The sequence below is a fragment of the Candidatus Eremiobacteraceae bacterium genome, assembly GCA_035295225.1.
GTDB lineage: Bacteria > Vulcanimicrobiota > Vulcanimicrobiia > Eremiobacterales > Eremiobacteraceae > JABCYQ01.
This window is the reverse complement of the sequence record DATGJI010000040.1, coordinates 20,228-27,880: the sequence shown is the minus strand read 5'-3', so window position 1 is coordinate 27,880 and position 7,653 is coordinate 20,228. Positions and strand designations below refer to the sequence as shown.

The 7,653-nt window shown below is 63.2% G+C and carries 7 protein-coding genes and 1 tRNA gene; 7 read left to right on the top strand and 1 reads right to left on the bottom strand.

What is annotated here, in order from left to right; all coding sequences use genetic code 11:
- The first annotated feature begins 281 nt into the window (after nt 1-281).
- The 7 genes from ahcY to VKT51_06340 all read left to right on the top strand — a co-directional run bounded on the left by ahcY (nt 282) and on the right by VKT51_06340 (nt 6,985).
- On the top strand, nt 282-1,571 hold the full coding sequence (gene ahcY / locus VKT51_06370) for an adenosylhomocysteinase (GenBank protein HLJ83776.1): 1,290 nt from the start codon (nt 282-284) through the stop codon (nt 1,569-1,571).
- 1 nt (nt 1,572) lies between these two features.
- Nucleotides 1,573-2,802: a methionine adenosyltransferase gene (gene metK, locus VKT51_06365; protein ID HLJ83775.1), complete on the top strand. Its 1,230-nt coding sequence runs from the start codon at nt 1,573-1,575 to the stop codon at nt 2,800-2,802.
- 25 nt (nt 2,803-2,827) lie between these two features.
- Complete coding sequence (gene hemE, locus VKT51_06360) at nt 2,828-3,859, top strand: uroporphyrinogen decarboxylase (protein ID HLJ83774.1); 1,032 nt, start codon at nt 2,828-2,830, stop codon at nt 3,857-3,859.
- Entirely contained in the window at nt 3,856-4,878 is a 1,023-nt protein-coding gene (gene hemH, locus VKT51_06355) for a ferrochelatase (GenBank protein ID HLJ83773.1), read from the top strand. The genes hemE and hemH overlap by 4 nt, the downstream gene beginning before the upstream one ends.
- Entirely contained in the window at nt 4,875-6,233 is a 1,359-nt protein-coding gene (gene hemG / locus VKT51_06350) for a protoporphyrinogen oxidase (protein HLJ83772.1), read from the top strand. The genes hemH and hemG overlap by 4 nt, the downstream gene beginning before the upstream one ends.
- Nucleotides 6,234-6,293: 60 nt before the next feature.
- A complete protein-coding gene (locus VKT51_06345) occupies nt 6,294-6,884 on the top strand; it encodes a GNAT family protein (protein HLJ83771.1) in 591 nt (196 codons plus the stop codon).
- Nucleotides 6,885-6,909: 25 nt separating this feature from the next.
- Nucleotides 6,910-6,985: transfer RNA gene (locus VKT51_06340), tRNA-Asn, on the top strand.
- Between the two features lie 193 nt (nt 6,986-7,178).
- Here VKT51_06340 and VKT51_06335 read toward each other — a convergent pair.
- Nucleotides 7,179-7,514 (bottom strand): Hsp20/alpha crystallin family protein, encoded by a 336-nt coding sequence (locus tag VKT51_06335; protein ID HLJ83770.1) that lies wholly within the window; start codon nt 7,512-7,514, stop codon nt 7,179-7,181.
- Nucleotides 7,515-7,653: the final 139 nt, after the last annotated feature.

Below are 7,653 nucleotides of genomic sequence, written 5' to 3'. Positions count from 1 at the left end.
CGGAGAGGTACGAATACCCTGCCCGACCGTTCGATCGGCGGCTGATCGAATGCGATCGTCGTGCCATTCACAACGACCGTCACGGCCGCGTTGACCGGCTGCACGGTGATGAGGAACGATGCGGCGATCGCGAGTGCCATCGAGGCGAGATTCAGTAAGGGCTTGCGCATGCCCGTGGCTCCTTTCGGAAAGAAACGTCGAGGATTCCAGGCTCGGGACAGACAAGAACGTTGCAAGCATTTTACCCGCTATTCCGCATTTTCACCCGGAGGGTTCGTCCTTTGTCGACCACGCATGAAGGCTTGGCCGCGGCAGCCTGCGACATCCGCGATCCTGGGCTGGCTCCTTCAGGCCGCCGGCGCATCGCGTGGGCCGAGCAGAGCATGCCGGTTCTCGCCGCGGTGCGCGAGCGCTTCGCCAAGGAGAAACCGTTCGCGGGGATTCGTCTCGGCGCGTGTTTGCACGTGACCACCGAGACGGCAAACCTGATGATCGCGCTGCGCGCGGGAGGGGCCGAAGTGGCCCTCTGCGCGAGCAATCCGCTCTCCACGCAGGACGACGTCGCGGCGGCGCTCGTCGCCGATCACGGCTGCAAAGTTTTCGCCGTCAAGGGCGAGGACAACGCGCGTTATTACAGTCACATCGAAGCCGTCATCGCGACCAGTCCGCAATTCACGATGGACGACGGCTGCGACCTCGTGACGACGATCCTCACCAAACACCCCGCCAAAATGGGCGACATCATCGGCGGGACCGAGGAGACGACGACCGGCGTCATCCGCCTGCGCAGCATGGAGCGCGACGGCGTGTTGAAATATCCGATCGTCGCGGTCAACGACGCGCTCACCAAACACCTTTTCGACAATCGCTACGGCACGGGCCAGTCAACGCTTGACGGCATCGTGCGCGCCACCAACGTGCTGCTCGCGGGTAAAGTCATCGTCGTAGCCGGCTACGGCTGGTGCGGGCGCGGCATCGCGCAGCGCGCGCGCGGAATGGGCGCACAAGTCGTGGTCACGGAGATCGATCCCACCAAAGCGCTCGAAGCGGCGATGGACGGCTATTCGGTGATGACCATGCGCGAGGCGGCGTCGCGCGGCGACATCTTCATCACGGTCACGGGTAATACGGGCGTGCTGCGCGAGGAGCATTTCCTCGCGATGAAGACCGGCGCTTTCGTCGCTAACAGCGGCCACTTCAACGTCGAGGTGGATATCGAAGCGCTCGAACGGCTTGCCGAAGGCGAAAAAACGCGGCCGCGCGATTTCGTGGAGGAATACAAGCTCGGCGACGGCCGCACGATCTGTCTGCTCGGCGAAGGTCGTTTGATCAACCTCGCTGCAGCGGAAGGGCATCCGGCGGCCGTGATGGACATGTCGTTCGCAAACCAAGCGCTCGCCGCCGAATACGTCGTCAAGCGGCGCGGCACGCTAAAAGCGTCCGTCTTCAGCGTGCCGAAAGAGATCGATGAAGAAGTCGCCCGGCTCAAGCTCGCGGCGCTCGGTGTGACGATCGACGTGCTAAGTCCAGAGCAGCAAAAATATCTTGATTCGTGGAACGAAGGAACCTGAGATGGCTTACAAGCGGTTATTCACATCGGAGAGCGTCACTGAGGGGCATCCCGACAAAATCGCCGACCAGATCTCGGATGCCGTGCTTGACGCCGTGCTTCGCGAAGATCCCAACGGCCGCGTGGCATGTGAGACGTTCGTCATCACCGGCCAAGTGCACGTCGCCGGGGAGATATCCACGTCGTGCTACGTCGATATCCCCAAGCTCGTACGCGATACCGTCCGTTCGATCGGCTATACCGACTCCGCATTCGGATTCGATGCCGACACCTGCGGCATCTCCGTCTCTATCGACGAGCAGTCGCCTGACATCGCGCTCGGCGTCGACCGCGCGCTCGAGGTAAAGGAAGGCTCCGCCGAAGCGATGTCCGCCGTCGGGGCCGGCGACCAAGGTATGATGTTCGGTTTCGCGTGCCGCGAGACCAAGGAACTCATGCCGTTGCCGATCGTGCTGGCGCACCGCATCACGCACACGCTGGCGGCCGCGCGCAAGAACGAAGTGGTCGACTTCTTGCGTCCGGACGGCAAGGCGCAGGTCACGATCGAATACGACGGACACAAACCGGTGCGCATCGACACGCTCGTGGTCTCAACGCAGCACGCGCACGGGTACGACCATGGCGTGATCCACGACAACGTCTTGAAGCATGTGTTGCGTCCGGCGGTCGACGGTTATTTAGGCATCGACGAAAAGACCAACATCTACATCAATCCCACTGGCCGCTTCGTCATCGGCGGACCGCTCGGCGACGCTGGGCTGACCGGCCGCAAGATCATCGCCGACACGTATGGCGGCATGGCGCGCCATGGCGGCGGCGCTTTCTCCGGCAAGGATCCGACAAAAGTCGACCGTTCAGCCGCCTATGCGGCGCGCTACGTCGCGAAGAACGTGGTGGCCGCCGGCCTTGCGGATCGCTGCGAGATCCAAGTCGCGTACGCGATCGGCGTTGCGAAACCGGTCTCCGTCATGGTGGAGTGCTTCGGCACGAACCGAATCGACGAGTCGAAGATCGCGGAACTGATATCGAGTCACTTCGACCTCCGTCCGGGCGCCATCATCCAACGCCTCAATCTGCGCCGGCCCATCTACCGGCAGACGGCCGCGTACGGACACTTCGGCCGGCCAGAGCTGGATCTGCCGTGGGAACGGCTGGACATGGCAGCGTCGTTGCGCGATGCCGCTGGGATCAAGCTCGACGACGAGAAGTTCCCGCTGCCGGTCCTCAAATAGCGCCGGTCGGCGCGGTTTTGTCCATTTGAACGGGTCGGAGCGCTTTCTCGCTGCGTGCGGGAGCCGGCCGGTCGACAAGACGCCGGTTTGGATGATGCGCCAGGCCGGGCGTTATCTTCCGGAATATCGCGCAGTGCGCGCGAATGTCGATTTTCTCACGCTCTGCAAGACTCCGAAGCTCGCGGCGGAGGTCACGCTCCAACCGATCGATCGATTTGGTATGGACGGCTGTGTGATCTTCTCCGATATCCTCGTGCCGCTCGAAGCGATGGGCGCTTCGGTGGAATTCGGCGACGGCGGACCGACGATCAAAACTCCGATCCGGACACTATCCGACGTAGACCGGCTGCGTGTGCCCGAGCCGGCAAGCATGTCGTTCGTGCTCGATGCGCTGCGCCTCGTCCGGAGAGCGCTTGCCGACCGGGCGGCGCTTGTGGGGTTTGTCGGCGGGCCGTTCACGCTTGCATCGTACTTGATCGAGGGCGGCGGTTCCAGGTCGTTCGCCGAGACAAAGCGCTTGATCTATGCAGAGCCTGCGGTCGTGCACGCGCTCCTGGCGAAGCTGGCTGAGACCGTCTCGGCGTACGCCGCCGCGCAAGTCGAAGCGGGTGCGCAGGTCGTTCAAGTCTTCGACACGTGGGCCGGAGAACTCGCGCCCGATGCATTCGATCTTTTCGCAGCACCGTACCATGCCGCCGTGCTCGCGCGAATCCGGCGTGCCGGCGCGCCGTCGATCTTGTTCGTGAACGGCTGCGCGGGAAAGTTGGATTCCCTTGCGCGGGCCGGCGCCGACGTCTTGAGCATCGACTGGCGCCTCGATCTAAGGCACGCTCGTGAACGCCTCGGCGCCGGCGTCGCCCTGCAAGGCAACGTCGACCCGACGGTGTTGCTTTCCACGCCCGAGGCCGTGACGCGCCATGCGCGCGCCGCGATGAAAGCGGCCGGCCCGATCGGCCACATCCTCAATCTCGGACACGGCGTCTTGCCGCAAACGTCGATCGCCTGCGCGCAAGCATTCATCGCTGCTCCCCAAGTCGCCACCGAGCAATCGCTATGAAGGGGCCGACTTTCGGTCGGCCCACGCCCGCAGTCGTGCTCGCGCAGCTGGGCGGTCCGGAGACGCTCGCCGACGTCCGTGCATTCCTCTATAACTTCTTCGTAGATCTGATCCCGGACAATATCCCCGTGCCTTCATTCCTCGTGAAGCCGCTCGCATGGGCGATCGCGTCGTGGCGATACCGCTATTCGCAACGGCTGTATGCCTCGATCGGCGGCGGCTCGCCGTTGCGCGCACAGACCGATGCGCAGGCCGACGCGCTGCGCGCCGAACTCCGGAGGCGCGGGAGCGAAATGCCTGTCTATGTCGCGATGCGAAATTGGCATCCGTTCTCGGACGTCGCCGTGCGACAGGCCGTCGCTGACGGCGTGACGGATTTGGTCTTTCTGCCGCTGTATCCGCAGTATTCGTACAGCACCACGCGCTCGAGTTTGAACGAGTTCCGGCGCGTGACGGCGGAGCTGCACGCACCGTACCGGCTGCGTGTGATCGAAGAGTATTGCGAAGAACCTTCCTACATCGCTGCGCTCGTCGACGTGACGCGCCGCGCGCTCGCTGGCTTTGTCGCGCCTGCAGCCGACGTGCATCTCGTGTTCTCCGCGCATGGATTGCCGCTCAAGTATATCGAACGCGGCGACCCGTATCTGGACCAGATCAAACGCACGATGGCGAAGGCGACCGCATCGCTCGCACATCCGGGACCGGCGCACCTCGCGTTTCAGAGCAGGCTCGGGCCGGACAAGTGGCTTTCACCGTCGACCGATGGACTGATCCAAGAGCTCGGGCGCGCGGGCGCCAAGGCGATCTGCGTCGTGCCGATCGCGTTTGTGAGCGAGCACGTCGAGACGCTCAACGAGATCGATATCCAGTACGCCGCGGTGGCCCGAGAGTGCGGCGTCGCAGAATTCCGGCGCGCGTGCGCCGTGAAATGCCATCCTGACTACATCCGTTGCCTCGCCGATCTGACCGAGAAGACGCTGGAACGCGAGCACCAGGCGCCGGCCGGCGCGACAGCGTGAATCTAGACGCTGAACCGCTGGACATCGCGATCGTCGGCGCCGGCATCTCCGGCCTCACGTGCGCGTTTGAGTGCCGGGCGATGGGCGTGCGCGCGGCAGTATTCGAAGCGGAGAGCGAACCGGGCGGCTGCATTCGAACGATCCGGCGCGACGGATTCGTCGCCGAGGGTGGCCCGCAGAGTCTGCTCGCGTCGCAGCCGCTGACCGATCTTTGCCGGGCACTCGGCCTCACGTCGAAGTTGGTCACTGCGTCGGCGTCCGCGAAGAAGCGCTATATCGCCACGGCGCAAGGCCTAGTCGCGCTGCCGATGTCGCCGCTCGCGCTGCTTTCCACACCGTTGCTTTCTATGCAGGCCAAGTGGCGATTGCTGCGCGAGCCGGCCGTACCAGCGCGCACGAGCACAGAAGACGAGACGGTCGGCGCATTCGTGACGCGGCGGACTTGCCGCGAAATCGTTGACGCCGCGGTGGGACCGTACGTGGCGGGATTATGCGCGGGCGACCCGGATGAGATCTCCGTGCGCGCCGCGTTTCCGGTTCTGGAAGCGATGGAACGCGAGCACGGCAGTGTCTTGCGCGCAGCTCGGCGGCGACGGTCGTCGGCCGCCAGACCAGCCACGGTAAGTTTCGAACGAGGCAACGCCGTGCTGATCGAATCGCTTGCCGCCTCGCTCGGCGACGCGATGAGAACGCAAAGCCCCGTGGACTGCATCTCACGCGATGATGCGGGCTTCACGCTCTCGATCGGCGGGCCGACGCCCGCAACCGTGCGTTCGAAAAAAGTGGTCCTTGCCGTGCCGGTCGCCGCGGCTGCCCGGCTTCTGGATCCTATTGCGCCTTCATCCGCACGCGCCGTCAGCGAGATACCCGGTGTGCCGATCGCGCAGGTCGCGCTCGCGTATCCACGTGCGGCGATCGGCGTGCCACTCGACGGCTTCGGATTTCTCGCGATGCGGCTCGCGCCCGTTCGATTGCTCGGCGCAGTGTGGAATTCCATCGTTTTTCCCGGCCGAAGCGGCCCCGACGATGTGCTCGTGACCGCGTTTCTGGGCGGCGCCCGCGATGCCTCGATCCTCTCGTCCTCCGATGAGGCGATTGCGGCGATCGCTCACGACGATCTAGGACGGGTGATGCAGATCGCGCCCACGAAACCGCGCGTCGTCGCTGGTTTCCGCTGGGATGCCGGAATACCGCAATACACGCTTGGCCACGATCGGCGTGTTCAGGCGATTGAGGATGCCGCCGCGCACGTGCCCGGACTCGCCGTCTGCGGCAATTTCTTGCATGGGCTTTCCGTTCCGGACTGCATTCGTCAAGCACGATCGCTCGCGTTGCGCATGGCGCGCTCTGCCTGAGGTCATCTGAATCGGCGCGCAGCGTGTCTCTATTGACCGTATCGAATATCATCCATACGTATGGATGTCCAACCGGTGACGTTGCAAGGCTCGGCGGTCCGACTCGAGCCGCTCACGATGAATCATCTGCCAGGTCTCGTTCGCGTGGGACTCGATCCGGAGTTGTGGCGTTGGATCCCCACTAACGTGAAAAACGCCGACGATATGCGCGCGTACGTCGATCGCGCGCTCGACGAGCAACGCCAGGGCACTTCGGTGCCGTTCGCGATCGTCGCTCACCCGACGGGCGATGTCATCGGCTCCACGCGCTATATGAACATCGATCGATCCAATCGCCGCCTTGAGATCGGGTGCACATGGCTGACCGCCGCGTATCAGCGCGGCCGGAGCAACACCGAAGCGAAGCTGATGCTCTTGACCCACGCTTTCGAGACGCTCGGGGCGCTTCGCGTCGAGTTGAAGACCGATGCGCTCAACCACAAATCGCGCACCGCCATCGCTCGGATCGGCGCGAAAGAAGAAGGGACGTTCCGCAAGCATCTGATCACGGACAGCGGCCGCGTTCGAGACACGGTCTATTTCTCGATCATCGACACCGAGTGGCCTGCCGTCAAGGAGCGGCTAACGGAAGGGTTGTCGTCGAAAAACTGATAAAATAGCGCTTCGCCACCTGTGGTCCCCGATAGCTCAGCTGGTAGAGCGTCTGACTGTTAATCAGAATGTCCCTGGTTCGAGTCCAGGTCGGGGAGCCAAGATTCAACCCGGAAACCCGCGTCGCCAAAAGCAATCGCGGGTTTCGCTTCTTCGGCCCGGTCACGGCGCATCAGAACGGCTCCGAAGTTTCTCCGGGTCATTCCGATCACGCGAACCCATGGCAGCGCCGCAACGCAAGCCGCTTTATCGCCGCGCATCGCGATGTATGGCATCGCGATCCCGACACCGACTTCAGTGGACGCGAATTTTCTTCGGTTCGGCTTCCGGCAGTCGCTTGAGGGTCAGAACGAGCATTCCGTCCTTGACGCGCGCGGCGATGCCGTCGGCATCAACATCTTCCGGAATCGTAAAGGATCGGGTGAATGAATGCCGTTCGTTCTTGCCGGCCACGTTGAGAACGCCGTCTTTGAAGCTCACGTCAACCTGCTCCGAGCCGTATCCGGGCACGGGCACTTCAACTTCATAGCCGTCTTCGATTCGGCTCACTTCATAGTCGAAGCCATACGAAGCCCGGATGGATTGGAACGGATCGAAGCCGAGAAGATCGCGAAGCGGGGTCCACGGCATCGCGCGGCCGCCAACTTGTTCCTGACCGTTCATTTTCGAGAGCGAGTTCGACAAGGTCTCAGACTCCTTTCGTGCTGCAGCGAGGCACGAGACCTCGCAACACAAGATTATAATCAAATTGGCACTCTAGTCAAGAGAC